Origin of the sequence: Pantoea sp. At-9b (assembly GCF_000175935.2) — a bacterium.
Lineage (GTDB): Bacteria > Pseudomonadota > Gammaproteobacteria > Enterobacterales > Enterobacteriaceae > Pantoea.
The window spans coordinates 550881-576160 of sequence record NC_014838.1 but is presented as its reverse complement, the minus strand read 5'-3'; the positions used below and the strand labels follow the sequence as shown (position 1 = coordinate 576160).

Genomic DNA, 25280 nt, shown 5'->3' with positions numbered 1-25280 from the left:
CGGCGCGATTTATCGCGCCGCTACGAATTGATATTACTGACCTTTTTTCGCTCTGGCGGCGGCCACCAGCCCATCCAGCCAGTCCTGATGACCATTGATCATCGGGTTAGGCTGAGCTTTCGCCAGCTCTTTCGCCGGATTACCGTTCTGCGTTTCCTGGGTCAGGATGCGCACCCGGTTATCAGACAAATCCTCCACCAACCAGGCATGCAGCACATCCAGGCGATCTGCGGCACCTTCTTCACCTGCCCAGCCGTGCCATGCGACACGTCCGGCTTCACCGGCTGACGGCGCAACGTACTCGGTAACGCGGGCTTCGACCGGAAAACCGAAGGTTTCAAAATAGAAACGAGCATCCTGTGCCAGCACCGGCCCTTTATTATCGTAGAAACGCGCATTGGCAGAGTTCTGGTAGTAGGTCGGCCACAGCGCCGGGGTTGCCAGCAGCGGCCAAATGTCTGCCGCAGTCAGACCCGCAACAATCACTTCATTGGAACAGTAGTTATCGGTAAAACCTGGGATAAAGCCTTCCGGCCATACGATGGCATTCATTTTCATGGTAATCACCTCTCATTCGTTTTGATGGGATTAGCATGAGCCTGTTTTTCATATAAGTGAAATTGATAGTTATGATATTAGATATCGCCGCTCGTTATTTTTGAGCCGCGCCAGTGGCTGGATATCATTGCTGAAAGCGCAATGCGACACCAAACGCCTGTTCTGCCGCCACAATCACTGCGTTCTCCGTCTCGCTAAAGGGGATGTCTCCCAGCAGCAAACAGGCCTTCACTTTGCTCAGGTCGGTGGTGTGCAGGCTTAACGCCGCCATCCGTGCGCTGCCATCATAATCCGCAGGCAGGCTGTTGAACCGCTTCACCGCATACTCTGCGGCGGCAAAGCGCACGGTCGCCGCACCCGCTTTCAGCACAAAAGCCCCTTCCTGGCAGGCTACCAGGCGTCCGGCACCAAACAGGCGGCTGTAAACCAGCGCCGCCGCTGCCGGGTCCTGTGCCACCACCACGAACTCGACAATGTTATTAACCCCATTCGGGTGCTGCTGCCATGCCGGTTGCCATACCGCCTGCGGTGTTTCGTGCTGACAAAAAAAGCTGCGGCCATTCGGTACCAGATCGCGGCGCAGACGAACGGTGCGGAAACGGGCCTGTTGTTGTGAACCGTCCGGCAACGTCACTGGACGATAAAAACTGGCGGGTGGATCGCCGTCGATATCCTGGCTCTCCAGGTAACGCCAGACGGCGTCGGCGTCCTCACTTTTCCACACCAGTCCGCTTAATCCCGGCGGTGACTGCCAGAGATCCTGCCGCACATTGCCGCGCGCCGTTTCATAGCCCAGCAATTCCAGATAGTTCTCTTCAAACACCGCCAGATGGTTGCTGGAACCGAGCGAGTGGTGACCGCGTTCGGTCAGTTGAAAACCCAGTCGCTGGAACAGCGTGCTGGCCGCATCGAGTTGATCCGCCACGTTGATCACCACGTGATCGAGACGTGGCAGCGGAACGGTTATTGCCATCGGTTTTCTCCTTGTTCTCACTGTCACGAGGCCAGTTCCTGTGCTTGCTGCACCTCAGCTAACGCGCGTTGCGCCAGGGCGGTAAAGTATTGCACCGCCGGTTCGAGCATGGCTTCATCCGGGTCGAAGGCGGGATGATGCAATCCCTGTGCGCTGGCGCTGCCAATGCTGACAAATGCGCCTGGTACCTGATGCAGATAGAAGGCAAAATCCTCGCCGCCCATTTGCGGGGTGCTGCTATGGATGTCATAACCTTGCTGCTGCGCCAGCTGCAACGCCACATCGGCCCATGCTGGGGTATTTATCAGCGAAGGCGGTCCCGGCTGCCACTCCAACTCGGCATCACCAGCAAAACCCGCGGCAATCCCGGCAATCAGGGTGCGGATTTTATGCGGTATCGCGGCACGGATGGCTGCGTCATGGGTGCGCACCGTGCCCTCCAGTTCCACCTGATGCGGCAATACATTCCAACTGTTGCCTGCGGTAAAACGCGTTACGCTCAGCACCACGGCGTCCAGCGCGCTAAATGCCCGACTGGGCAGATGTTGCAGCGCCGTGACGATATGACTGGCGATCACGATGGCATCAATGCCTTCGTGCGGGCGCGCGGCATGTGCGCCTTTGCCACTGATATTGATCTGAAAACGATCGACATTGGCATACATCGCGCCGCCACGGGTCCGAAACGCCCCGACCGGCAAATCCGGGGCATTGTGTAAACCAAAAATCGCCTGCACCTCCTCCAGCGCACCGGCATCAATCAGTTGCTGCGCACCGTTAAAGGTCTCCTCAGCGGGTTGGAACAGGATGCGTACCCGGCCCGGTAACTGGTCTTCAATCCGTTTGAGCTGATGGGCCACGCCAAGCATCACGCTGCTGTGCAGATCGTGACCGCAGGCATGCATCACACCAGGCTGCTGTGATTGCCACGGTTGGTTGGTCGATTCCTCAATCGGCAGGGCATCAATATCCGCACGCAGCGCAATCACCGCATCGCCCTGGCCAATCTCCGCCACCACCCCGGTGGTCAGCGCTAAAGGCAGCAGGCGAATCTCCGCCTGTTGCAGCCAGCGGGTAATGCGCGCGGTGGTGGCGTGTTCCTGATTGGATAATTCAGGGTGCTGATGCAGCTCGCGTCGCCAGGCAATCAGTTGTTCAGTCGAGAGGGTCGTCATGGTTATCCTTTGGCGTCAGCAGGCAGGAAGGGTTCGCCAAGGGTGAGCATCAGGCGGTTAGCCCAGGCGAAGAAGGCGGTAGATTGCACCAGATCCAGCAATTGCAAGGTATCCAGCCCCTGCGCGCGGAGCGCCTGTAGCTGTGCCTGGCTGGCGCTGGCTGGGGTGACGGACAAGGCGGCGCTAAAATCAATAATCGCCTGCCAGCGCGGTGACTGACCGTGGGATAACTCGGCTCCCGGCGATACGTTCAACAGCCTCTGCACTGCGGCATCGTCTTTCGACAGCTGGCTGGCTTTGCGTGCGTGTACCGAGGCGCAGTAGATGCAGCCATTGACCTTACTCACCACCGTGGCGGCCAGTTCGCGCTCCGCACGAGCTAAACCGCCGGAGGTATAAAAGATACCTTTATCGGCCAGGGTACGTTGCTCCAGCAGCGGCAGGTTGCGGCCCAGCAGGCGGAAGTAGTCAGAATCACTGTGACCAAAACGCGCCAGCGTGGCTTTCTCCTCGGTGGAAAATTCGCTCAACGGTTTCGCCGCCAGCCAGGGTTCCCAGCCCAGTTCCTGTTGAGTAAACGCGGTGAGCGCGGTTTGGCCGCTATGGGTGCGTGGGGCATTGTGCCAGGTACCGGCTACTGCATGCTGTACCGAACTTAAACTTTCCCCGTTAAGTAAACGCAAACCGGCCAGTAACCGACTCTGGAAGCTGACAAAGGCAACCAACTGCGCCAGCGTGACGATGCCACGTGGCGTCCAGCCCGCGCTTTGCAGGTTGGCAATATGCTGGGGAGTCGCCTCGACAGGGTGAAAACTCAGGCGTTCAGCGAAGGCTCGGGCCGCATCATCTCGCGCGCTGTGCTGTGCTCCCGGTGCCTGCTGTTGATAATGCGCCTGCAAACCCACCTCACCCTGCCAGGCGGCGACCTGTGCTGCCAGCGCAAAGCGTGCGGCAAGCGGGAAATCGTCATCATCCTGGCCGAACAGGACGTCATAGCTGCCCTGCGTATGGCGGGTGGCAGCATCACGCAGGGCACGTGCCTGCGCCAGTTGCGAGGCCGGATCGATATCGGCCAGCGCTGCCAGCAAATCAATCGTTTGAGACATGTTTTTCTCCTGTTATGCGTTGCGCAGCGATGGCGCGATATGCTCGGCAAGCAGTTCAATCGAACGCAAAATGTCGGCGTGGGGCGGATCAATCGAATGCACCTGGAAGGTGATATCGGTGGCGCGCGCCAGCACGCTGTCCTGCGCCAGTGAAGCCCGCACCGTATCGACATCGCCGAGATGGGCGTCAAACTGGCGGATATGATCATCGAGCGAATCGCCGCGCACGGCGTGTCCACTGGCGCGGAACTGGTCGGCCTGACGTTGCAGGCCGGTTTCCGCCAGCCGTCGGGCATAGCCATTGGAGTCCGCGACAAAGGCGGTGCGGGAAGCCAGAATGCGTGGTGCAACCCCGGCTGGCAGCGCCGCCAGATAGGCATCGATCATCGGATTTTGCAGCGCATCGAGCGGCAAATCAGGCTGGGTCTCGGGACGAGGTTGGGTACGCGATAACATCAGGCCATGGCCCGCCTGACCGGCCCGTGCAGCGCCTTCCACTGAAAAAGTGGCGATCCACACCCGCTGTGGCAGCGAGCTGGCGGGCGGATAAAGATGGTTATCCGGATGCGCCAGGCTGTCGCCGCGCCAGGCGCTCAGCACGCTATGTAACTGCTCGGCAAAAAAGGGCGCACGCTGTTCAATCGTCAGGCCAAAGGGCAGAAACGAGGTCGGGGTGCCACCGGAACCAAAGCCGACTTCCAGCCGTCCGTTACTGAGTAAATCCAGCACTGCGGCGTCTTCCGCCACGCGCAGCGCGTTTTCCAGCGCCAGGGTGATGATGCCGGTGCCGAGGCGGATGGTACGGGTATGCGCCGCCACATGGGCGAGAAACACCAGCGGTGAAGGCAGGCCGCCTTCGTGCTCATGAAAATGGTGTTGCGCGATCCAGGCGCTGTCAAAGCCGCAACGTTCGGCGTGTTGAATCTGTTCGGTCGCCAGCCGGTAGCGTTGTTGGGCGCTGCCTTCATCCAGCAAACGGGTGAAAAAACCAATGCGTTTACGCGTCATGCAGACTCCTTAATCAGCGGACGGAAAGCGGGAATCGCCTCGATCAATGACCGGGTGTAGGGATGTTGTGGGGTCGCAAATAATGTGACAACGTCACTCTGCTCCACCACTTCTCCGGCGCGTAACACCGTGACGCTGTGTGCCAGTCGTCGCACCGTGGCGAGATCGTGGGTAATAAACAGATAGGTCAGGCCAAGATCGCGTTGCAGCTGTTGCAGCAACTGTAATATCTGCGCCTGCACCGTGACATCCAGCGCGGAGGTGGCTTCATCCAGCACCAGAATCGCCGGTTCGAGGATCAGCGCGCGGGCGATCGCCACCCGCTGACGTTGTCCTCCAGACAATTCGCGCGCTTTACGCGTCAGCAGCTCCAACGGGAGCGCTACGCGTTGCGCTACGGCGGTAACCCGCTGACGGCGTTCGTCACTGCTCAAGCGTTCGAAATTGCGCAGTGGTTCTTCAATAATGGCAAACAACGTCTGACGCGGATCGAGCGAGGCGTAAGGGTTCTGATAAACAAACTGAATTTTGCGGCGCAGCTGGCGGCGTGCTTCACCGCTCAGGCCGCTGGCGTCAATGCCATCAATCACCACGCGGCCGCTGTCGGCGTGTTCAAAACCCAAAAGAATGCGGGCCAGGGTGGTTTTACCGGAGCCGGATTCGCCCACCAACGCGTGAGTCGTACCGCGTGGCACGCTGACACTGACCTCGCGCAGGGCCTGAAGTTGTTGTTGTCGCCCCAGCCGAAATTGTTTACCAATGGCGGAAAGTTGAATGGCTGGGGTAGAAAACGCCGCGCCAGGATGGGGGACCGGTGCCAGGGTCGTTAGCGCCGCATCCTGCAAGAGTTGGCGGGTATAGGGATGTTGTGGGGCATGGATTACCCGTGCGGTGTCACCCTGTTCCTGAATTTCACCGTGTCGAAACACCAGCAAGCGATCCGCCCGTTCAGCGGCCAACGCCAGATCGTGAGTGACGAACAACACAGCGGTGCCGGATTCACGTCGCAACACATCCAACAGGTCCAGAATGCGTTTCTGCACCGTGACATCCAGCGCACTGGTCGGTTCATCGGCGATGATGATTTGCGGACGCAAGGCGAGGGCAATGGCGATCAGCACGCGTTGCTTCATCCCGCCGGAGAGTTGATGCGGATACTGGGCCACGCGCTGTTCGGGATGGCTGAGACCCACGCGGGTCAGTAACTCAATCACCCGCTGCTGCCGCTCTTTCCGGCTGATACGCAGATGCAGTTGCAGCATTTCGCCCACCTGTTCACCGATGGTTTTCACCGGATTGAGGGAGTTGCCGGGGTCCTGAGGAACGAGGCTGATGCGCACGCCGCGCAGGCTATCCAACCGTTTCGCTGACCAGTCGCTGATATCGGTGCCGTTCAACAGGATTCTCCCGTGATCGCGGCGACCATTCTCCGCCAGCAGGCCAATAATTGCCTGTGCCGTGGTGGTTTTACCGGAACCGGATTCGCCGACCAGCGCCACCATTTCGCCTGCCTGTAAGTTAAAGCTGACGTTGTGCACCACCGGATGCCATGCGCCCTGTTGGCGATAGCTGAGGGTGAGGTTTTCAATTGCCAGTAACGCGCTCATTTGGTACCTCCGGCCAACTGTTGACTGATGCGGTTGGCAGCCAGCACCACTGCCACCACCACGATGCCGGGAAAGAGGGTTAGCCACCAGGCGGTGGCGAGGTAGTTGCGGCCCTCCGCGATTAACAGTCCCCACTCCGGAGTGGGTGGCGGGGTGCCGTAACCGAGAAAACTCAGGGTGGAGAGCGCCAGAATTGCCTGACCAAATTGCAACGCGGCAAAGGCGATCACCGCCGTTAATGAATTCGGTAAAATATGCCGCCACAGCACGTGCCAGAAGTTACCGCCGCTGCCGTAAGCGGCTTCGACATATTCACTGCGCCGGATACGCACCACCTCACCGCGTGCCAGGCGGGCAAAACTGGCAATCGACGCAATGCCCACCGCCAACGCCGCATGAACTGTGCCAAATCCCAATAAAATCAGGATGCTGAGTGAAAGCAGCAGGGAAGGGATGGACAGCAACACATCCACCAGGCGCATCAGCAGGTTTTCGGTACGTTGCCCGACCGCACCGGCAATCACGCCCAAGGTGGTGCCGCCAATCAACCCCATCGCCACAGCGGCGACGGCGGCCGCCAGCGATTGTGACGCGCCATACACGATACGGGTAAACAGGTCACGCCCGAGTTGATCGGTGCCGAGCCAGTAGGCGGCGTGCGGCGGTAAGCGCTGCGCACCGGCAATGCCTTCGGTCGGGCTAAAATGGGTGAACAGTCCTGGCGCGAGGGCGGCCAGCAGCGCCAGCAACATGATCCCCCATGCCAGCCACAATCCGGGTTGCAGTGGCAACCTGGGACGTCGGTTTTTCGCGCGTTCGCTGCGGCGCGCCGCCGCATAATCCACCAGACTCATCAGTGACCTCCCGGGATGGCGTGTAGCCGGGGATCAAGCAGCGGCATCAGCACATCCACCAACAAATTAATCAGCACAAACCCCAGCGCGGAGATCATCACTACCGCCTGGAGTACCGCCACATCCTGATTGTTGACCGCCTGTTGTGTCAGTTGGCCCAAGCCGCTGAGGCCAAACACCGTTTCGGTGATCAGCGCCCCGGCAATCAATTCTCCCAGCAGTAAACCGGCGACGTTCAGCACCGGTAGCAGCGCGTTGCGCAATACATGACGCCACAACACCCGGTTTTCGCTGGCACCTTTGGCCCGCGCTACCGCCACAAAGGGCTGGGTGGCGACGTCATCAATACTGCGCAACAGGATTTGCGCCAGTGGCGCAGAAATCGGGATCGCCACGGTGAGCACTGGCAGAATCAAACCCTGAAGGGGCGAGGGATTGATCACCGGAATCCAGCGCAGTTGAAACGAGAACACCTGAATCAGGGCGATACCGAGCCAGAAGGTCGGTAACGAAATAAACAGTGCCGGGACCGACTGCAAGAAAGCGCGCAATACACGCAAACCCGGCAGGCGTGATAACGCCGCCAGCGCAAACGCCAGCAGCGCCGCCAGCAGAAAACCTGGCAGTGCCAGGCTTAGGGTGGCGGGCAGGTTGCTGGCGATTAACTCGCTGACCGGCACGCCTGCCTGCACCGAATAGCCGAAATCACCGCGCAACATCGCCAGCAGGGTATGTAGGTACTGCTGCCAGATTGGGCTGTCGGCCCCGTATGCCAGGCGCATGTCGGCAATTTGCGCCGGGCTGAGGCCGAGGTCCGGGTTCTGAAACTTAATCAGAATCGCATCGCCCGGCAGTACCTGGAGCAGAAAGAATGACAAGGTAAACGCCGCCCATAGCACCAGCAGACCTTGCCCCAACCTGTGCAGCAGAGAGTGTCGCATCGTTAATCCGCCTTAGTGTTTTTCCAGCCACGCGCCGTAAAACGACGGACGGCCTACCGCTTCAAAACTGATGCCTTTCAGCCAGGGCGCACCGGCGAACACCTGCGGTTCTTCAAAGATCGGGATCACATAAGCGTTGTCCAGCAGGTAACGTTGGGCGTCTCCGGTCAATTGCAGGCGTTTTTGCGGGTCGACTTCGGCAGAGATGCCAACCAGCAGGGTGTTCAACTGGTCGTCGCGGAAGTTTTTCACCTTGTCACTGGAGCCACCTTTTTGCAGCAATGCATCGCGATTGGTCGGGTAGAACATACTTTTCACCACGTCCGGATCGGCACGGCCCACTTCGGTTACCGAGACCGGTGTTTTCAGCGGGTCGAGGTTATCCAGCGTTTTGCTCCCCGCATCACCGGCTTTCACCGTCAACACCACACCCACCTGACGCCATTGCTGCGCCAGCAATTGCAGCACTTCTTTGTTCTGCGGCTGCGGCGGCGATTCATACACCGTCAGCGCCAGTTTTTGACCGCCTTTCTCGCGAATGCCATCGCTGCCGGGTTTCCAGCCTGCTGCGTCCAACAGTTGTTTTGCCTGCGCCGGATCGTACTTCAGCTTGTCGCTCAGATTGACATAACCCGCCGCCGAGGCCGCGATGACAGACGTGGCCTGCGGGTAATTGGGGGAGAACAGCGTTTTTACCACCTGCTGTGCGTTGGTGGCATGCAGCAATGCCTGGCGGACCTTCACATCGCTGACCAGCGGGTTATCCGGGCGGAAACTGATGCTGTCATTCACGCCACGGGTGGGTGCGGCATAAATCGGGAAGTTTTGCGCCTGAGCCTGCTTCTCGTCATAGGCCTGCACCTGACGGATAAAATCAGCCTGACCGGCCAGCAGCGCGCCAATACGCACGCTATCTTCGGGCGTCACAATGATTTTGATGCCGTCGAGATTCGCCGGACCTTGCTGCTGAAGGTTCTTCGGCCCCCAGCGGTAATCTTTGCGCGCCACCAGATCCACTTCGCGTCCCAGCTGTTCATTGCTGACCACAAACGGCCCGGAACCGATGATATGGCGTGCATCGCCTAACTGGTCAAAGCTGCGTTGCAGGGTACTGAGAGAGACCAGGCCAGAACCGATGGTGGCGGTGCCCTGTAAAAAGCCCGGTGACGGTTTTTTGAAGTAAAACTTCACTGTCAGAGGATCGACAACTTCGCTGTGGTCGTAGTTGTTGATGACTTCAGACACTGGCAGGCGCTGCGCTTTATTACCCAGCCCGTAAGTATCAAAGTTTTTCGCTACCGCGTTGGCATCTAATGGGGTGCCATCGGAGAAGGTCACGCCGGGACGAATTTTAAAGGTGTATTCGGTTTTGTCGGCGTTGCTGCTCCAGCTTTCGGCAATCCAGGGTTCCACCTGCAAGGTTTTGGGGTTTTGCCAGGTGAGTTTATCGGTGATCTGATTCAGGATGCCGCCGTTCGGGTAAAAACCGCCCGCGGGTGGATAGAGGTTGGTATGCGGTTGTTGTTCCAGATAAATCAGCGTACCGCCTTTAACCGGCGTGTCCGCTGCTTGTGCGCTAAAGATCCCGGTCAGCAGAGCGAAACTTAATGCCTGCAAGTGAAAACGTTGCTTCATGATGGTGAATTCCTTTGTTATCAATTACCCGACGGGCGGTTTTCATCATCGAATGCCGCGTCGGGGAGTTGAACAAAGGAAATTCACTAAGCTTTGCCGAAAAAAATAAATGGTGGGGTGGTGAAAAACGCGCGATAAATCGCTCTTCGTCGTAGCGGCGCGATTTATCGCGCAGAATTAACCCCAGTGCCGCGTAATAAACGCGGCCGCCGCATCCAGCGCATGACGCGCCGCGTCGAGGGCAATATCGCCCTGAAACACATGATGCATCCCTTCATAAATATCCAGCCGCACCTCCCCACCACGGGCGGCAGCCGCTGCGGCATAACGGGTGGCGTCATCCAGCAACAACTCATCGGTTCCTACCTGAATCGCCAGCGGGGGTAATACTTCCGGCACGCCATACAGCGGGGAGGCCAGGGGGGTGGTGGGATCGTTACCGTTGAGGTAGGTCGCGGCCAGTTGGGTCAGGATTTCCGGGTGGAAAATCGGATCGTAGGTTTCAGGGTTAGTGAACGAAGCGCCGGTAAATGCCAGATCGAGATAGGGCGAAAATACCACGGCGGAACGCACTTCCGCGCTCACGCGGGGATTTTGTAATAAGCCCAACGCCAGGCCAGCACCAGCCGAATCACCGATTAACGCGTATTGCGTGATCCCTTGTGTGGCGAGCCAGGTGGGAATGTGGGCAATGGCCTGCGGTGCGGCCGGGAAAGGGTGGTTCGGGGTTAACGGGTAGTCTGGTACGAACGTGGCGATACCGGTGCGTGCCGCTAACTGACTGGCAAAACCGCGATAGGCGCGTGCGCTGCCGAGGGCATAGCCGCCACCGTGGATAAACACCAGCGCCCGCCGGGCGGAGGCTGCTTCCGGCTTCACCCACCAGCCATTGACGGTGTCGGTATTGACCGCCTCCGTTACCACGCCCGCCGCGATCGGCGTCTGTTCCAGCAATGCGTCATACCATTCCGGGATGGTTCCCTGAAATGTGCTGCGATGCTGCTCCAGTGCCGCAAGGATTTGCACTTCCAGCGTGCGGTCAGCGGCGGACAAGGGGTGACGAGTTTCGATGGGTGTTGTCATGGGCGTAATCTCCATTTAGCGGTGCCGAACCATTTCGACCTGCCCGAGTATGTTGCATTCCTGTGCAGCTGAACAGGCTGACCATTTCTATTTTCTTAATGCACTTTGTCGATTTTGTTGTTTTACGAACGTTATTCGCCGTTCCACACTAACCGCCATATTCATGACGGAAAGGATAAGGCGTATGTCATACCGACTGAGTTTGCTGGATAAATCGCCGATTGCCGAAGGAGAAAGCGCGAGCAACGCGCTGCATCGGACCCTGCATCTGGCGCAACAGGCGGAAGCCTGGGGCTATCACCGTTTCTGGTTGGCGGAACACCACAACTCGTCAAAACTGGCCAGTCCGGCCCCGGAGTTGTTGATGGCATGGATCATCGGCCAGACGCGACATATCCGCGTGGGTTCCGGCGGCGTAATGCTGCAACACTACAGCCCGTATAAAGTGGCTGAAAACTTTAACCTGCTGGCCTCGCTGGCTCCGGGACGTATCGATCTTGGTGTCGGTAAAGCGCCCGGCGGGTTGCCCTTGTCAACGCGAGCGCTGCAACTTGGCACCCATGCCGCTGAAAAAGGCAGTTTCGCCGAACAGCTGGCGCTGCTGGATGGTTGGCTGCAACCGGCAGCACAGACGGAGGATGAAGAATCGCTGGTCGCGACGCCACAACCCTCGCGTCCGGCCAATCGCTTCCTGTTGGGGGCCAGCGAGGAGAGCGCCCGGCTGGCGGCAGAACTCGGCTGGCAACTGGTGTTCGCCGCCCATCTGAATGGCGACCGTGCATTGATGGAGCGGGTGCTGGCGCATTATCACCAACTCAGCCACGGCCAGCGTGCGCTGGTAGCGGTGCAGGTGGTGGTGGCGGATTCCCCGGCGGCGGCTGAACTGCTGGTCAGCAATCTGCGTTTCTTCCACGTCAGGGTGAAGGACGGCCAGAGCGTGAATGTTGGCAGCCTGGAGCAGGCGGAACGTTATGTGCGGCAGGGCGGTTATAGCGATTACGTGATTGAACCGCGAAGCCCGTCGTTACTGAAAGGCACGGCGGCGCAGGTCCATGCCCAGCTTGAGGCGCTACATCAGAACTTCGGCATTGATGAGTTTGTGATTGATTCGCCGGTAGTGGAAGAACAGGCACGTCTGAAATCCCTTGAACTGTTGGCAACCCATCGTCTGGTCGCCGCCTGAGTGACATCCCCGGAGATACCCCATGACGCAATTTTCGCAACAGCAGCTGATTGACTGGCGACGCGAGCTGCACAGCTGGCCGGAACTCTCCAGCCACGAGGTAGAAACCACGGCCCGTCTGCGCAGCTGGCTGCAAGCCGCCGGAATACGTCTGCTGGATTATGCGCTGGAAACGGGCGTGGTCGCGGAAATCGGCCAAGGAGACACGGTGATCGCACTGCGCGCCGATATTGATGCCTTGCCAATTCATGAAGCTACGGGTCTGCCTTATCGTTCGCGTCATACCGGTGTGATGCATGCCTGCGGGCATGATGTGCACAGCGCGGTCATGTTGGGAGCGGCGCTGCAACTGCAAGCGCAGGAGGCGCAGTTACCAGGGCGCATTCGTATTTTGTTTCAACCCGGCGAAGAGAACGCCACAGGCGCACGGCAATTCATCAAAGCGGGCGTGTTGCAGGATGTGCAGGCGATTTTCGGTATGCATAACGAACCCGGACTGCCGACCGGCACCTTTGCCACTCGCGGCGGCGCTTTCTATGCCAATGCCGATCGTTTTGTGATTCGTGTGAATGGCAAAGGGGCGCATGCCGCCCATCCCGAGCAAGGCGTGGATAGCATCGTGGTTGCCAGCCAGATCATTCAGGCCCTGCAATCGCTGACCAGTCGCAGCTTTAATACCCTCGATAGCCTGGTGCTGAGCGTGACCCGCATCGACGCGGGCAAAACCTGGAACGTATTGCCAGGCGAAGTTGAGTTTGGCGGCACCGCCCGGACCCACGATCGCGTGGTGCGGCAGCAGCTGGAGCAACGTGTGCGGCGTCTGGTTGAGAACGTGGCCGCTGCGGCGGGTGCACAAGCCAGCCTGAGCTGGCACGCCGGGCCGCCGGTACTGGAGAATGATGTCCACTGGGCCACCTTTGCCAGCAACGTGGCACAGCAGGTGGGGTATCGCGTACAAACTGCGGATCTGCATCTCGGCGGCGAGGATTTCGCCTTTTATTTACAACAGATCCCGGGCGCTTTTGTCAGTATTGGCAGTGCCAGCGATTTTGGTCTGCATCACGGCGGTTTTAACCCGGACGAAGCGCTGATCGCGCCCGCCGCCAGTTACTTTGCTCAGCTGGCACAGCAGGCATTGCAACATCTCAATGCCCGATGTCGTGACGCCATCCTGAATTAACCCATCCCCGAAGAAATTTCACCTGCAACGGTATGCTGCGCGCTGCCGTCAGGCTTCGCTATGGCTAAAGAGAGACGATTATGACTGCAAGACAACTCCGACTGGGCACCATCCTGCATGGCGCATCCGGCAATATGTCCGCCTGGCGTCACCCGGCCGCACTGGCCGATGCCAGCATCAATATTGACTATGCCAAACACATTGCGCGCAAAGCGGAGCAGGGCAAGCTGGATTTTCTGTTTGTGGCTGACGGGCTGTTTATCAATGACAAATCAATCCCGCATTTTCTCAACCGCTTTGAACCCCTGACGCTACTGTCGGCGCTGGCGGGCGTTACGCAACATCTGGGGCTGGTGGGCACCGTGTCCACCTCCTATAGCGAACCCTTCACTGTGGCGCGCCAGTTCGCCAGCCTGGATCATCTGAGTGGTGGCCGTGCTGGCTGGAACGTGGTGACCTCACCGCTGGAAGGATCGGCGAAAAACTTTTCGCGGCAACAGCATCCCGAACATGCGCTGCGCTATCGCATCGCTGATGAATATTTGCAGGTGGTAAAAGGGTTGTGGGATTCGTGGGAAGGCGATGCCTTTGTGCGTAATAAAGAAAGCGGCCAGTTCTTCGATGCCAGCAAGCTGCACACCCTCAACCATCACGGCGATTTCTTCCAGGTGCAGGGGCCGCTGAACATCGCCCGCACGCCGCAGGGGCGTCCCATTATCTTTCAGGCCGGTGCTTCGGAAGACGGCAAAAAGCTGGCGGCGCGTCATGCTGACGCCATCTTTACGCATCAGCCCACACGCGAAGAGGCGCAGGCATTCTACCGCGATGTGAAGAAGCAACTGGTTGCTAATGGCCGCCAGCCCGAGGATCTGCATATCTTCCAGGGCGTAGGGGTGATCGTTGGCGATGATGCCGAGGATGTGGAACGTCAATATCAAACCACCGCCGCGCTAGTGTCGATTAACGATGCGCTGAATTACCTTGGCCGTTTCTTTGACCACCACGACTTCTCACAATACCCACTGGATGAGCCTTTCCCGGAAATCGGTGATATCGGCCAGAACAGCTTCCGCAGCACCACCGACGAAATAAAGCGCAAAGCGCGCGAATACGGCCACACGCTGCGGCAGGCGGCACTGGAAGCCGCCACGCCACGTCCGCTGTTCCACGGTACGCCAGAACAGGTGGCGGATGGCCTGCAACTGTGGTTCGAAACCGACGCGACAGACGGCTTCATCATCAACGGCGGCACGCCGGACACCTTCGAACGGTTTGTCGATCGCGTTGTGCCGATTTTGCAGGCACGCGGTTTGTCACGCCTTGACTACCCTGGGACCACGCTGCGCGCCAGCTTTGGTTTGCACGATCCGGTTAATCAGTTCACACAACAATAAAAGCGAGTTGATGCCGATGAAGGAGGCTTCATGAGTCAGCAATTTTTCCGCGATGTGTCACCGGAAGCGCCGGAATTGCAACCTATTCTGACTGGGTTGTTCGGCGAATATGAGGCGCGCTATGGCGATTTTTTTCGTCACAACCAGCAAGTCGAACTGAACGAATGGTACTTAGCGCCGCAGGGGTTGTTTATTGTGCTGGAGCGGGACGGCGAGATTATCGCGATGGGGGCGTACAAAGCTTATGACGACCACACCGCGGAATTAAAACGCATCTGGACACGAAGCGACTTGCGCCGTCAGGGGCTGGCGTTGCTGATTTTACAGGAGCTGGAACGGCGCGCGTTGCGCGCCGGGTATCAGCGCATTTTCCTCACCACCGGTTTTCGCCAGCCGGAAGCGGTACAGCTGTATATCGGGCATGGCTATCAGCCGCAGTTTGAATTGCGTGAGGATATGGAGATCTACGGCCAGCCACCGTATGACGGTCGTTTGCGCTTCCTGAAAGTCATTGATGTGCACAGCAAGCAGCCAGCATAAAACCGAACCACAGCAGGCACGCTATCCGGCATGGCGTGTCGGGGCGATTGACGTGTTTATTTGGGCGTGCCTCGATCCTGAAAATGCACACATTGAGTGATCTGATTAACTGACCTTAATCTGAAGCAAGTAAAACAGATGACCTTTCACCTCTCTGTAATCCTGTCTCATGATTTAAAAACGCTTCGCATGTCCGAATAATCTTAATTGTCAGGAACAATCCAGTCAGTGAGTAGAATAACGCTGGGGTCTCGCTAAAAAACCTGATAGTCCAGCCAGGTTAAAAATAGTCTTATTTTCCGTTGTCTGTCTGATCCCTGATTTCATTGGTTTTATCAGGGGCGTTAACCTGGGGCAGCAGTTAAATGATTCGGGGGGATTTATTAGTTATGCCGGGCGATTAATTCAGAGACGATTGCCTTGCTTGATTTAGTTTGTATTATTTCCTGAAATCAGCTTGTAAAAATGCAAATAATGATAAGTTTGCATTACAGCCAGATTACAAGGAGAGTACCGTGTCAACAGTACACAGTAAAAGTGAGTTCTGTCTCAACCATTGTAACCATTTACCACCGACACCGCTGAGCATTCCCGATATTAACCTTCCTTTCGCCGCTCCATCCCCCCGCTCCGACAGCGACCAATTGCGGGCGAATGCTCTCGCCTGGGCGCAACGCTATTGTCTGATTGGCCGCCGCGGGGCGCACAGGTTGAGTACCACTCCACTACTCGAACTGGGGGTCGCGTTGTGCGGCCAAGCTCCCGGACAACGAGCCGAGATATTGGTGTGCTGGTATTTGTGGGTGCTCATTCTCGATGATCGTATTGATGATGGACCCTGGGCGGAAAACGGCACGCTGGATCGTTTCATTACCGAGGTACAGGCGGTGACCGAAAATAACAGTGCTGATCCGTCACGATTTGATGATCCCATGCTTGTTGCCTTGGCCGATGATCTGTGGCCGCGCACCAAAGATCTGGGGAGTGAGAGATGGCGACATCAGCTGGTGCAGAATCTGATCCAACATCTGCGCGCGCAGGCGATGCTGGTACAAATGCGAGAAACCGCCGTAACGGTTACGTTGGACGAGTATTTGCCGCTACGCCGTGACTCGTTCGGTGCCTTGTTCTTTTTTGATCTTATCGATGGCGCTGAAATGCTTGATCCGTATTCGCATGCAGCGGACATTGAATGGTGGAATAAGCTGCGTGAATACTGTGCTGATATTATTGCCTGGACGAACGATATCCATTCGATAGCCAAAGATGTGGTGTGTGGTGAGCGTTTCAACCTGGTGTCGATTCTGGCGGATACTACTGCCAGCGACTGGCCTGCCGCCATCATATCCGCCCGGCAAATGGTGAATACGGCGGTTGAGGAATTCACCGTACTGGCCGCACAACAGACACATTGCCCACCGTCCGCTGCAATTGACCCGGACCGATTACGTCAGGTTGTCAAGGCAGCAGGCGACTGGCACCAGACTGTTTCCCGCTATCACTTGCACCCCGACAATGCTGCGACACTGACTCAGCGCCAGGTGGACCTGAAACGCATCCCACCGACGCTGAAATCCAGAGAATTTGAAATCGATCCCTACCCTTTGTATGCGCGATTACGCACAGAGATGCCGATCGTCTATGACGAACCCACGGATGTGTGGCTGGTGAGTCGGCATGCGGATGTCAAAGCCGCATTGACCCATCCGGGGGCAAGCAATAATAACTATTCCTGGCAAATTGGACCGTTGCTGGGACACACGATTGTCTCTATGGATGGCTGTGAACACGCTCAGCATCGGGCATTGCTTAATCCCCTATTCCGCAGTAAAGCACTTGCCGTATTTAAAAGCTCCATCACGTCGGTGACCCGTGATCTGTTGGCGAATATGCAAGGCCGAACCCAGGTTGATCTGGTTGCCGATTTCGCCGCAACGTTGCCTGTACAGGTGATGGCTCATGCGCTGGGTCTCCCGGCTGAAACAGCCGAAGAGGTGGCGAAGCTAAAGAGCTGGTGTGCCGTTGGCTTCGCGTACCTGGGGAACTATCGCCAGGAGCCAGCACTGTTAAGCGGTGGACTATCCAACCGGGATCGTTTTTACGATTTTATTCAGCCACACATCGACGCCCGTCGTGCGGAACCCAAAGGCGATTTGATCTCGCAGCTGCTGGCTGCAAAGATTGATGGTCAACCGTTGTCAGAGGCATTCATTCGGGCCTATACCGCGATTCTTATGACCGCCGGTAGCGTGACCAGTGTCGCGACCCTGACAAACCTGATTGTCAACCTGCTGAACCAGCCTGGCGTCAAAGAGGCGGTGATGGCGAAGCCAGAGTTGATGGACAATGCGCTCAATGAAACCCTGAGGCGAAATCCGCCTATGCAACTGGTACTCCGGGAAGCCAGAGAAGCGCTTCTGTTGCCTTCCGGAACCATTCCCGCTGGCGCGACCCTGGCCTGTTTGATCGGTTCGGCCAATCGCGATCCGAGCCGATTCAGCGACCCTGACAGGTTCGACATATTGCGACCAGACCAGACGACAAGTCACTTCGCCTTCGGAGCGGGGCGCCACTTCTGCCTGGGCGCGTTGCTGGCAAGAATGGAGATCACCACAGGCGCCAGCATGTTGCTACAGGCCTTTCCAAACGTTGACTGGGCACCAGGGTTCCAGCCCATTGAACGCGGGTTCCTCAAACGCAGTTTTGATCGGCTGGAGGTAACACTGTGATCACACCTGACATTGCTGTAAAGCCCGGTTACATCAGCAGTTACCTTGGTGATCAGCATGCTGGCCAATTGGCGCGGTTACGCACCCTGGAACGCGCCTTCGACCCGCTGAGCCAGGCCGTTTTTGAACAACTTCATCTTCCTGCTAAGTCTGCCATCCTCGATGTGGGTGCAGGTGCTGGATCGCTGGCTGGCTGGTTAGCCAGCAGATACCCTGACGCAACGATCACCGCTACCGATATCGACACCCGATTCCTCACCGTTATACCCGGCATTCGGGTGATTCAGCATAATGCAGAGACTGATGATTTTCCTGCTGCCTCCTTTGACGTGGTACATATTCGGGCTCTGCTGTGCCACTTATCTGAACGCGAACAGGTATTGAATCGAGCGGTGACGTGGGTCCGACCGGGAGGGTGGTTGGTGGTTGAAGATGTGAGTTTACAGCCGAGCTTAAGAACGGAGAACCCGTTGTTCCGCAAGATAGCGCAAGCCGGAGTCACTCTCCTCGAGCAATCTATTGGTTCCGACATGTTCTGGGCCGACCAGCTTCCGGGCCGGTTACGGGAGCGAGGGCTTTGCAACATTGGGCATCTTACGCTCGAAGGTCAAATTGGCGATAACAGTCCTGCCGATGCCTTCTGGGCAGCGACGACCGCACAGTCAGTGCCAGCGCTGCTGACACTGAAGCTACTCACTCAGAACGATATCGATGCCATGACCAACCTGCGTGCAGATCCAGGATTTATTGAAACGGCGTTGACGTTCGTGAGTGCCTGGGGGCAAATCTCCTGAGCGATGGCGCATCAGCATCATCCCTGTCAGACAGGAGGCGGCAGCCAGCTTTGCACAGCGCGCAACGCCGGTTTCTATTTATGCGTCAAACAGTTGCATTCAAAATAAACTGCACTATCCTCTCAAATACGGCGGAACTAAAACCGCCGTCACAAAAAACGGTCATCAAAAGCAGCTATCCTGCATCATAAAATCATAAATGCTGCTATTCACCCATTTAAAATCAACTGGTTGCAATGAAAATACGCTTCCTGTCCGCCAATGTGCATAAACTGGCCGAAGTCCGCACCATCCTGGAGCCGGTCGGCGTTGAGGTGATCCCTATCGCCCGACGCATCGAAGAGATTCAGACCGAAAATGAAGTCGAGCTGGTGCGCGATAAGCTCACCAAGGCATTTTCGATCATCGGCCGCCCGCTGTTTGTCGAGCATACCGGCTTGTATCTGGATGGGTTAAACGGCCTACCGGCCGGACTGACACGCATTTTCTGGCATCGTCTTGAAGCGGAGCGTTTTACCAAGCTGGTGCAGGGGCTGGAGAGCCAAAGCGTGACCGCCAAAACCGTACTGGGGTATTGCGATGGCCGTAAAATGTACCTGTTTGAAGGCGAAGTCCGTGGCACCATTGCCGCGCAGGCGGCGGGGCCGCGTCAGTTTCAGTGGGATTGTGTGTTTATCCCGGACGGGCATACCCAAACCTTTGCCGAGATGGGCGAGCTGAAAAACGAGATTTCGATGCGTCGGCTGGCGCTCGATCGCTTCGCCACATTCTTAAAAACATCACGAGGATTGGCATGAAACCGGAACTGAAACGTGCCTACGACGCCGGAAAGCTGATCCTGTTCGCCGGGGCAGGGATTTCGCGCAACCTCGGCCTGCCGGAGTGGCATGAGTTAATTGCGCATCTCGCCAATGAACTGGGCTACGATCCGAAAATCTTCAATACCTACGGCACCCATCTGTCGTTGGCGGAATATTACAAACAACGCAAAGGTTCACTTGGTCCGTTACGCAGTTGGATGGACCGCGAATGGCACCGCCCGGATATCGATGTGCGCAGTTCCGAAATCCACACCATGATCACCCAGGGTAATTTCTCGCGCATCTACACCACCAATTACGACCGCTGGCTGGAGATGGCGCACGAGGCGCATGGCGTGCCCTACAGCAAGGTAGCGAACGCGGCTGACCTGGTGTCGCTCACCGAAGATAAGCGCCATATCATTAAATTACACGGTGATTTTGACGATGATACCTCGATTGTTCTCGACGAAAGCAGCTATTTTGAGCGACTCTACTTCGATTCGCCGCTGGATATTAAGCTGACACACGATGTGATGGGCAACTCGGTGTTGTTTGTCGGCTACAGCATCAGTGACTTTAACATCCGTCTGCTGTTTTACCGGCTGACCAAGATGTGGGGGCGCACTGGGCTGGCATCGGCACGACCGAAATCCTACCTGTTTACCAACCGTAATAATCCGGTGGCGAAAGAAGTGCTGGGGCAGTGGGGGATTGAGATGATCGTCTCTGAAGAGGATGATCCGCGCAAAGCACTCGCGGATTTTTTGCAGGAATTGATCGCCTGACAGGCAAAAAACCATTGCCTGACAACGATAATTCGGAATATACTGTATATAAATACAGCTAATGAGGTGCATCATGGCAGTCGAAACCAAATATGTTGTGGTCAGAAAGGGTGAAGAAAAAATGACGTTTGCCAATAAAAAAGACGCAGATGCCTGGGACAAGATGCTCGACATGGCTGATGCCTTTACTGACTGGTTGCTGCAAAACAACCCTGAAATGGATGAAGGTCAGGCGGAAGCGCTGGGCCTGCAACTGGCTGAGCAGAAAGACGCGGTGCAGCATATCCTGCGTACCAGCAAACTGCCGGAACCGGTAAATGCCGAAGAGACGGCCCCCGGCGAGACGGCTAAAGCCGATGAGGCCGAAGCGGCACCGGCGGATGCACCGGAAAAGAAACCGCGCGCGGTAAAAGCCGCCTGATTTAACACCACGCCGTCGTCAAGGACGGCGTGGTTGTTATCCCGTAGCGGCGCGATTTATCGCGCAATGTGATGCAATGTCAGAAAACCGCACGATAAATCGCGCTGCTACGTTTGGCATCAATCTGAATATTTGATCTGATAGCGGGTACTCCGACCGCCTCCCGGCAACTTTTCCAGATAACCTTTTTCCAGTAACTCGGTCAGATGGCGCGTTGCCGTTGCTTTACTGACTTTCGCCACTTTTTGATACTGGCTGGCACTGATACCTGCGGTAAATCCTTGTTCGCCGCCATCCAGCAAACGGTTCAATACTTTCGACTGTTCAGCACTCAGCTCAGCATCACGATGGTTTGACCAAAAACGCGCTTTTTGTTGCGTGCTTGTTACCGTCTGCAATGCCTGTTCGAGGCTATCCTTCAATACCTCCAGAAACCACACCAGCCAGGCCGTGACATCCATTCCTCCGTGCTGAGTTTCCTGCAAAATGCGGTAATAGTCAGTGCGCCGCGCCAGAATTGATGCTGACATGGCATATAAACGAATACTTTGGCTATCAGCCTGCGCCAGCGCCAGATCGGTTAACGCACGCGTAATGCGCCCATTGCCATCATCGAAGGGATGTAAGGTGACAAACCACAAGTGGCATAATCCGGCGCGTAACAGTGGGTCGAGCAGCACATCTGCGCGGCTATCATTAAACCAGCTGATAAATTGTTGTAGTCGCGCTTCTAAGCCTGCACGTGGCGGGGCTTCAAAGTGAACCGTGGGGCGATCGATGCGGCCAGAAACAACCTGCATTGGCTCATCGCCTCGCAGGCTACCTGTATTCACCCGTTGTACTGACCATTCATTAGCGGGAAACAACCAGCGATGCCAGCCACATAAACGATCGAGGGTTAAAGGTTGATCGCGCAGGGTGATGGCATCCATCATCATAGCAGCCAATCCTTCTGAACGCTCAGATACCGGGTAAGGTTGGTCTAGCGACACGCCCAGGCGGCGGGCAAGAGATGACCTTACCGACTGAGCATTCACGCGCTCATCCTCAATGGCGGATGAGGAGAGGATGTTGGTCAGCAGGGTGTCCAGCGTTTGTTGATCGCTGTTGTCGGCAATGCTGGCTCGTCCTAACAACACACCGCGCTGTTGTTGCAGGTGCCTCAGGCAGGGGAGTAATTGCGCATCCTGCCAGTGAAAGATCGGCCAGTCAGGCTGTTGCCATATCCACATGTTTTACCTCGGGTTAATCAGGCAGTGAGCCGAATGTTTTGCTAATCAGCTCACTGGGTGAGCCGATAACATCACCTATTCGGCTCATACTATGAGCCGAATAATAGATCATATTCGGCTCATGAACCAGTTAACCTCGATCACCCCTTCCGTAACGGCGTGACATTCAGCTTGATCAGAACAAATCCACGCGGACATCAATACCCGCAGTGCGACCATTATTGACCTGCGCGAATGCGGTGGTGCCACTGAGGAAACCATAGGTGCGATAACGACGGTCAAACAGGTTATCAATATAAGCGGAGACGGTGATGCGTTGCGTGGCCTGCCAGCCAAGACGCAGGTCGGTGGTGGTGTAACTCCCCTGGCGCAGCGTGTTGTCACCATCAAAATATTGCGGCCCCACCAGATTGATGGCGGCACGCGGCATCAGCGATCCAAACGGCGTTTCGATATTCCCTGTCACGTTGCTGCCTGCCGCATAGCGTGGCACAAAGGGAACACGCTTACCGGCATAGCTTTCGCTGTCATCGCTAAACGCTGAATGAACATAGCTGCCATTGACGCCCCACGACCAGCCTGGCGTAAACTGCCAGTTAGCATTGAATTCCGCACCGCTGGCATCTGCACTCCCCGCGTTGCTTAGCGTCTGATAGCCCACGGGTCCTGAATAGAGTTGCAGGTTGCGCGTGTGGGTAGAGAACAGCGCACCATCGAGCTGTACGTTCCCCTGCTGGTAACGGCTGCCAACTTCATAGTTGATGGAACGCTCGGCATCGTAAGGATCGGCAGAAGTACCAGCGACGGGCGAAATAGAAAAACCAGCCGGTTTATAACCTTGGGCGATACGGGCATACAGCCGCCAGGCATCGGTCAATTGGTAGCCGCTGGAGAGTTGCCCCAGCCACTGGTTATCACGCGTGCTGTTGCTGTCGCCCCACGCGTAGCCCAGGCTATTGCCGTTGTAGCGCGTTTCCGCTTTGTCATGAGAAAAACGTAGCCCGGCTCCGAGATCCCAGCGCGACGTCACGTGCCAGGTCAGGTCGCTGTAAGCCGCGAGGGTTTCCGCCTGGGTGTGCGAACGGGTGGCGGTGATGGCGCTGCCAGCGTAATCGTAATGTGAATCCATTGCTTCACGCGTGTCCTGGCGATAGAGGCCAAATACCGCATCAAGGGTGTCATTACCGCGCGTCGCAGCACGCAATTCCTGTACATTCTGGTTCCAGCGTTCGGGCAGGTTAGCGGTGTAGCCGCTGTACGGGAATTTACGATCGTAATTTTGCTGCTGCCACGCTGTCACCAGGCTGATGATCCAGTCGTCACCGTTATAGCGTCCGCTCAGGGACTGACTGTGGCTGCAACTGCGCAGGTAAGGATCGCCGCCACCGGCATCAATCGCCAGTGTACGGCTGTTGACATTGGCAAAGGGCACGTAGGTATCCTGGGTGGCGTGGGTGCAGGTTTCGGTCACATCCGCGGTGGCTTCCCATGGTTGACCATCCGGAGCCAGCCGCAGTTTGACATTACCGGCATTGATGCGAGAGCCACCAAGGTGATCGCTACCCGTTGCCGGGTTGGTCATCGCACCGTTATCCACCTGACGCAGTAGCGTGGCGCTACCGTACAACAGCCCATCCTGTATCGGCCCACTCAGTTGCAATTTGCCGTGATAGCCGTCGCGGCTGGCATAACCGCCTTCGAGGTAACCGCGCGCGGTACTGTCAGGCTGATGCGTCACAATATTGATAATTCCGCCCTGAGCGCTTTTGCCATACAGCGTACCCTGCGGGCCACGCAGCATCTCGACGCTATCCACATCCAACAGCGGCTGCATGGCGAGGGTAGACAATTGCGGCACGCCATCGACGTAAAAACTTACCGCCGGATTATAAAAATCCTGTGCTGAGGAGATGCCGCGTAGCGACACCGACTGAAACAGCAGGCTGCCGCTGTTGCCCATTTGTAAACCGGGCAGCACACGGGATAACTGATCGGTGCGGCTGACATTGGCATCGGTCAGCGTACTGCTATCGACTTTTACCGCCGATACGTTGCGTGAAGATGCTGCTGTCGGTGCTTGTTTGCTGGCGGTCACCACGAGAGTGTCGGTCTGGCTGGTGTTATCGGCAAAGGCGTGTGGGGTAAAAGCCAGCAGGATGCTGCCTGGCCACAGCGCAAGGGGGGTTAATTGCATGGTATGGCGTCCCTGAGTGTCGAAAAATCCTGAGGTTACGGGAGTGACGGAAAAAAACATTGCACGACAAGGTGCAAAATTGCACGATAAAGTTAAATAGAAATCATTATCATTAAGGAGTCTGGGGTGAATCAATCACACAAGGACGCGTTGCTGCAACCAGGGATAAGCCACTTCCTTGCCGGCAACCTCCGGCTCACACGGGTTTACACCACGCTGCAACAGGATTTGCGCCTCAGCGGCACCAGCGCGGCCCATCTTTCGCTGGTGATCATGCGCGAAGGCAGTGGCCATTTTTCCCTGCAACCGGGGCAATTGCAGGCATTCCAGCCGGGATCGTTACTGCTCTCCAGCTCGCGTTTTCCCTGCGCGGGCGAGGATTTCTTTCCGCGTCACTATCTCTATGATTTATTTATTGTTAACTATCCGGTCGGCTTGTGTGATGCGCTCGACTGCGCGGGGCTGGATAGCGGGGGGAGTCAGGGACAAGTCTGGCGTGCCCCCCTCAACGCAACCCTGGAAGCGTTGCAGCAGCAGATCGACGTGGCCTGTCGAGACCAAAGCGCGTTCGGCCAATTGCAACTGGAGAGCTTGTTACTGTCCCTGCTGTGGCATGGCATTGCGCAGGTACAACAAGGGGAAGATTGCCGTGCGGGCGGCGCGTTGTTAATGGGACGCGACCGTCAACGGCTGATTCGCGCCCGCGATTACATGCAACAGCATGCTTGCCGGGAACTGACGCTGGAGGAGGTGGCGCGTGCTGCCGGGATGAGTCAGTTGGCGTTTAAGCGCGGTTTTCGCGCCATGTTTACCATCACGCCGTGGAATTTTGTGATCGAATGCCGTCTGCAACAGGCGCAACTACTGCTGCGTCAAACCATGTTGACGCTGGATGATATCGCGACCCGCTGCGGCTTCTCGCACGCCAGTCACCTGAGCCGCTATTTTCAACGCCAATACGGGCAATCACCGGGCCGCTATCGGCGTCAAATCACCGCATCCTGAGTGCTTTTTCAGCCGTTTTTCTCCTCCGGCTTTGTTCACTTTCCACTCAGTGGTGGCGATTTCAGCCTGAAATTTTCACT

General features: G+C 56.9%; 22 protein-coding genes. 10 read left to right on the top strand and 12 right to left on the bottom strand.

Annotation, left to right across the window (positions count from 1 at the left end; all coding sequences use genetic code 11):
- Nucleotides 1-33: 33 nt before the first annotated feature.
- The 10 genes from PAT9B_RS23040 to PAT9B_RS22995 all read right to left on the bottom strand — a co-directional run bounded on the left by PAT9B_RS23040 (nucleotide 34) and on the right by PAT9B_RS22995 (nucleotide 10940).
- Nucleotides 34-552 (bottom strand): polyketide cyclase, encoded by a 519-nt coding sequence (locus PAT9B_RS23040; RefSeq protein ID WP_041526114.1) that lies wholly within the window; start codon nucleotides 550-552, stop codon nucleotides 34-36.
- Nucleotides 553-682: 130 nt separating this feature from the next.
- The gene (locus PAT9B_RS23035; RefSeq protein WP_013511695.1) at nucleotides 683-1531 is read right to left on the bottom strand and encodes a VOC family protein; all 849 of its coding nucleotides are present in this window, start codon (nucleotides 1529-1531) and stop codon (nucleotides 683-685) included.
- Nucleotides 1532-1554: 23 nt separating this feature from the next.
- Entirely contained in the window at nucleotides 1555-2706 is a 1152-nt protein-coding gene (locus PAT9B_RS23030) for an amidohydrolase (RefSeq protein ID WP_013511694.1), read from the bottom strand.
- A 2-nt stretch (nucleotides 2707-2708) separates the two neighbouring features.
- The gene (locus PAT9B_RS23025; RefSeq protein ID WP_013511693.1) at nucleotides 2709-3812 is read right to left on the bottom strand and encodes an alkylhydroperoxidase domain protein; all 1104 of its coding nucleotides are present in this window, start codon (nucleotides 3810-3812) and stop codon (nucleotides 2709-2711) included.
- Nucleotides 3813-3824: 12 nt separating this feature from the next.
- Nucleotides 3825-4820, bottom strand: a complete 996-nt coding sequence (locus PAT9B_RS23020; RefSeq protein ID WP_013511692.1) for a putative FMN-dependent luciferase-like monooxygenase — start codon at nucleotides 4818-4820, stop codon at nucleotides 3825-3827.
- Nucleotides 4817-6427, bottom strand: coding sequence for an ABC transporter ATP-binding protein (locus tag PAT9B_RS23015; protein ID WP_013511691.1), 1611 nt, complete (start codon nucleotides 6425-6427; stop codon nucleotides 4817-4819). Before PAT9B_RS23015 ends, PAT9B_RS23020 begins: the two co-directional genes overlap by 4 nt.
- Nucleotides 6424-7281, bottom strand: coding sequence for an ABC transporter permease (locus PAT9B_RS23010; protein WP_013511690.1), 858 nt, complete (start codon nucleotides 7279-7281; stop codon nucleotides 6424-6426). The genes PAT9B_RS23015 and PAT9B_RS23010 overlap by 4 nt, the downstream gene beginning before the upstream one ends.
- On the bottom strand, nucleotides 7281-8222 hold the full coding sequence (locus PAT9B_RS23005; RefSeq protein ID WP_013511689.1) for an ABC transporter permease: 942 nt from the start codon (nucleotides 8220-8222) through the stop codon (nucleotides 7281-7283). Before PAT9B_RS23005 ends, PAT9B_RS23010 begins: the two co-directional genes overlap by 1 nt.
- 12 nt (nucleotides 8223-8234) lie before the next feature.
- Nucleotides 8235-9857 (bottom strand): TIGR04028 family ABC transporter substrate-binding protein, encoded by a 1623-nt coding sequence (locus tag PAT9B_RS23000; protein WP_013511688.1) that lies wholly within the window; start codon nucleotides 9855-9857, stop codon nucleotides 8235-8237.
- A gap of 177 nt (nucleotides 9858-10034) precedes the next feature.
- On the bottom strand, nucleotides 10035-10940 hold the full coding sequence (locus PAT9B_RS22995; RefSeq protein WP_013511687.1) for an alpha/beta hydrolase fold domain-containing protein: 906 nt from the start codon (nucleotides 10938-10940) through the stop codon (nucleotides 10035-10037).
- Nucleotides 10941-11124: 184 nt separating this feature from the next.
- On the opposite strand from PAT9B_RS22995, the gene PAT9B_RS22990 reads away from it, so the two are divergent.
- The 9 genes from PAT9B_RS22990 to PAT9B_RS22950 all read left to right on the top strand — a co-directional run bounded on the left by PAT9B_RS22990 (nucleotide 11125) and on the right by PAT9B_RS22950 (nucleotide 20769).
- On the top strand, nucleotides 11125-12123 hold the full coding sequence (locus PAT9B_RS22990) for an MsnO8 family LLM class oxidoreductase (protein ID WP_013511686.1): 999 nt from the start codon (nucleotides 11125-11127) through the stop codon (nucleotides 12121-12123).
- A 22-nt stretch (nucleotides 12124-12145) separates the two neighbouring features.
- Nucleotides 12146-13303, top strand: coding sequence for an amidohydrolase (locus PAT9B_RS22985; protein ID WP_013511685.1), 1158 nt, complete (start codon nucleotides 12146-12148; stop codon nucleotides 13301-13303).
- Between the two features lie 80 nt (nucleotides 13304-13383).
- Nucleotides 13384-14697, top strand: coding sequence for an LLM class flavin-dependent oxidoreductase (locus tag PAT9B_RS22980; RefSeq protein WP_013511684.1), 1314 nt, complete (start codon nucleotides 13384-13386; stop codon nucleotides 14695-14697).
- 30 nt (nucleotides 14698-14727) lie between these two features.
- Nucleotides 14728-15237, top strand: coding sequence for a GNAT family N-acetyltransferase (locus PAT9B_RS22975; protein WP_013511683.1), 510 nt, complete (start codon nucleotides 14728-14730; stop codon nucleotides 15235-15237).
- Between the two features lie 515 nt (nucleotides 15238-15752).
- Nucleotides 15753-17966 carry a cytochrome P450 gene (locus tag PAT9B_RS30320; RefSeq protein WP_013511682.1) on the top strand — a complete coding sequence of 738 codons (2214 nt, stop codon included), beginning with the start codon at nucleotides 15753-15755 and terminating at the stop codon, nucleotides 17964-17966.
- A complete protein-coding gene (locus PAT9B_RS22965) occupies nucleotides 17963-18760 on the top strand; it encodes a trans-aconitate 2-methyltransferase (RefSeq protein WP_013511681.1) in 798 nt (265 codons plus the stop codon). Before PAT9B_RS30320 ends, PAT9B_RS22965 begins: the two co-directional genes overlap by 4 nt.
- Nucleotides 18761-18996: 236 nt before the next feature.
- Nucleotides 18997-19557, top strand: coding sequence for a non-canonical purine NTP pyrophosphatase (locus PAT9B_RS22960; protein WP_013511680.1), 561 nt, complete (start codon nucleotides 18997-18999; stop codon nucleotides 19555-19557).
- Nucleotides 19554-20348 (top strand): SIR2 family protein, encoded by a 795-nt coding sequence (locus PAT9B_RS22955; protein ID WP_013511679.1) that lies wholly within the window; start codon nucleotides 19554-19556, stop codon nucleotides 20346-20348. The genes PAT9B_RS22960 and PAT9B_RS22955 overlap by 4 nt, the downstream gene beginning before the upstream one ends.
- 73 nt (nucleotides 20349-20421) lie before the next feature.
- Nucleotides 20422-20769 carry a YebG family protein gene (locus PAT9B_RS22950; RefSeq protein WP_013511678.1) on the top strand — a complete coding sequence of 116 codons (348 nt, stop codon included), beginning with the start codon at nucleotides 20422-20424 and terminating at the stop codon, nucleotides 20767-20769.
- Between the two features lie 119 nt (nucleotides 20770-20888).
- Here PAT9B_RS22950 and PAT9B_RS22945 read toward each other — a convergent pair whose 3' ends face one another.
- Both PAT9B_RS22945 and PAT9B_RS22940 read right to left on the bottom strand, forming a co-directional pair.
- The gene (locus tag PAT9B_RS22945) at nucleotides 20889-22001 is read right to left on the bottom strand and encodes a Fic family protein (protein WP_013511677.1); all 1113 of its coding nucleotides are present in this window, start codon (nucleotides 21999-22001) and stop codon (nucleotides 20889-20891) included.
- Between the two features lie 175 nt (nucleotides 22002-22176).
- Nucleotides 22177-24195, bottom strand: coding sequence for a TonB-dependent siderophore receptor (locus tag PAT9B_RS22940; protein ID WP_013511676.1), 2019 nt, complete (start codon nucleotides 24193-24195; stop codon nucleotides 22177-22179).
- 126 nt (nucleotides 24196-24321) lie between these two features.
- Between PAT9B_RS22940 and PAT9B_RS22935 the strand changes: the two genes are divergently transcribed.
- Complete coding sequence (locus tag PAT9B_RS22935) at nucleotides 24322-25200, top strand: helix-turn-helix transcriptional regulator (RefSeq protein ID WP_013511675.1); 879 nt, start codon at nucleotides 24322-24324, stop codon at nucleotides 25198-25200.
- Nucleotides 25201-25280 lie beyond the last annotated feature (80 nt).